Source organism: Sphingomonas sp. CCH9-E2, from assembly GCF_001557215.1.
GTDB lineage: Bacteria > Pseudomonadota > Alphaproteobacteria > Sphingomonadales > Sphingomonadaceae > Sphingomonas.
In genome coordinates this window covers 1-1,818 of the sequence record NZ_LSJM01000410.1, presented here as the reverse complement: position 1 = coordinate 1,818, position 1,818 = coordinate 1, and the positions used below count along the sequence as shown (strand labels likewise).

The following is a 1,818-nucleotide window of genomic DNA, read 5'->3' as shown; positions in this document are numbered from 1 at the left end:
CCTCACCGCCGTCAACGAAGCGGGCGCGCGTCGCCGCAACCTGGGCGACCGACGCTGGCGCCATGCCGAGCTGATCGCCAGCCTGGGCATGCGCCAGCGGATGGTGGCGCAGTGGCACGGTGCGCACGCGACCTTTCTGCGCGAACAGGCGGCGCTGACCGATGCGACCTCGACCCTGACCGGGGTCAGCAAGGTGTTGCGCATGTTCCTGCAATCGGCGGTGCTCACCGTCGGCGCGGTGCTGGTGATCGATGGCAAGGCGACTGCGGGGATCATCTTCGCCAGCTCGATCCTTGCCGGACGCGCGCTTGCACCGGTCGACGCGGCGATCGCCAACTGGCGCGGCTTTGTCGGCGCGCGGCAAAGCTGGTCGCGCCTCGCGAACCTGCTGCGCCAGCTGCCCGCCCCGACACAGGTGCGGACCAACCTGCCCCCGCCCAACCAGACGCTGTCGGTCGAGCATCTGACCCTGACTCCGCCCGGCACCACGCGCACCACGGTCAGCGATGCCAGCTTCCGGCTACAGGCGGGGCAGGCGGTCGGCATCCTGGGACCGAGCGGCTCGGGCAAGTCGTCGCTGGTGCGCGGTGTGATCGGCGCGTGGAAACCCGCGCGCGGCTGCGTGCGGCTCGATGGCGCGACGATCGACCAATGGGACCCCGATCAGCTCGGCGCGCATATCGGCTATCTGCCCCAGTCGGTCGAGCTGTTCGCGGGCACGATCGCGCAGAATATCGCCCGCTTCGAACCCGATGTCCCCGCCGATCTGGTGTTTGCGGCGGCGCGCGCGGCGGGGGTGCATGACCTGATCCTGCAGCTGCCCGATGGCTATGACCTTGAGGTCGGCGAGGATGGCGGCCAGCTGTCCGCCGGCCAGCGCCAGCGCATCGCGCTCGCCCGCGCCCTCTATCGCGACCCGTTTCTGGTCGTGCTCGACGAGCCAAATTCGAACCTCGACCATGAGGGCGAGACTGCGCTGATCCGTGCGGTGCAGCAGGTGCGCGCGCGCGGCGGCATCGTGCTGATGGTCGCGCACCGCCCGGCGATCCTCGCGGCGGTCGATCTGGCGCTGTTCATCCGCGGCGGCACTGTCCAGGCCTTCGGGCCGCGTGACGAGGTGCTGGCCAAGGTCACCCGCCCGCGCGGCGCGCCGGATGCGGCCAATGTCGCGGTCCTCCCGCAACGTGGCGGATCGGCATGAACGCGCACAGCCCGATCGACGCCGATGCGGCTTATGAGCTCGGCGATCCGGGCGACGCCGATGCGCGGCTGCGCCGCCGCACGCGCCACGCCTTTGCGCTGATCGGCATCCTGGTATTCGGCCTGTTCGGCCTGTCCGCGATCCTGCAGGTCGGTGGCGCAGTGATCGGCATGGGCGAAGTCGTCGTCGATTCGAGCGTCCGGGTGGTCAGCCACCCCAATGGCGGCGTGCTGCGCCAGGTGCTGGTGCGCAACGGCGATCGCGTGCGGCAGGGTCAGCTGCTGGTCCGGCTCGACACCACCGTCACCCAGGTCGGGTCGCAATCCGCCTCGCAGGGGCTTGAGCAGCTGCTGATCCGCCGCGCCAGGCTGGAAGCGGAGCGCGACGGTGCCCCGAGCTTGCGGCTTCCGCCCGAGCTTACCGGGACCGGCGACGCGCGCGTGCGCGACCTGATCACGCGCGAACAGGGGTTGTTCGCGCTGCGCCGCGCCGAGATGAGCGGCACGCTCGACCTGCTGCGCCAGCGGATCGAGCAGCTTGAGAGCGAGATTGGCGGCTATCGCGTCCAGATCGACGCCGCCGACCGCCAGCTCGCGCTGATCGAGCCCGAGCTGGAG

General features: G+C 70.7%; 1 protein-coding gene and 1 pseudogene. Both read left to right on the top strand.

The window, feature by feature from the left end; translation table 11 throughout:
* On the top strand, window positions 1–1,201 hold a 1,201-nt coding region (locus AX681_RS18370; protein WP_082749595.1), incomplete at its 5' end, for a type I secretion system permease/ATPase.
* Window positions 1,198–1,818, top strand: a pseudogene (locus AX681_RS18365) (biotin/lipoyl-binding protein); the annotation flags it as partial. The gene AX681_RS18370 and the pseudogene AX681_RS18365, both read left to right, overlap by 4 nt.